At 43.5% G+C, this 331-nt stretch carries 1 protein-coding gene; it reads right to left on the bottom strand.

Annotated features, from left to right (window positions below; all coding sequences use genetic code 11):
- On the bottom strand, positions 1 to 331 hold a 331-nt coding region (locus tag V6246_RS18200), incomplete at both ends, for an Ig-like domain-containing protein (protein WP_341561867.1).

Here is a 331-nt window from a genome sequence, read left to right as displayed (position 1 = left end):
ATCAGGATCTGAATCTGCTAAACCACCATTTGCTACTAACGGGTCGATGGTTACTGCGCCTGCCGCATTAGCTAAGCTCTCATCATTCTCTGCTGTTGGTGATTCGATAACGTAATCTACTGTTGCCGTTGCTGTATCACTTAAACCTGTTTGGGTTTCTGTTAAAGTATACTCAATTGGGGTTGGATCATTGGTAAATCCTGCTTCTGGTGTGAATGTTAAATCATCCGTTGCTGGATCGTAAACCCATGTTCCTTCGTTTGGTACCACTAAGGTTAATGGATCGCCATCACCATCTGAATCTGTAGGGTCGATTGCAATTACTGCATTG

Origin of the sequence: Algibacter sp. TI.3.09 (genome assembly GCF_038154905.1) — a bacterium.
GTDB lineage: Bacteria > Bacteroidota > Bacteroidia > Flavobacteriales > Flavobacteriaceae > Algibacter.
This window is presented reverse-complemented; position numbering and strand designations above follow the sequence as displayed.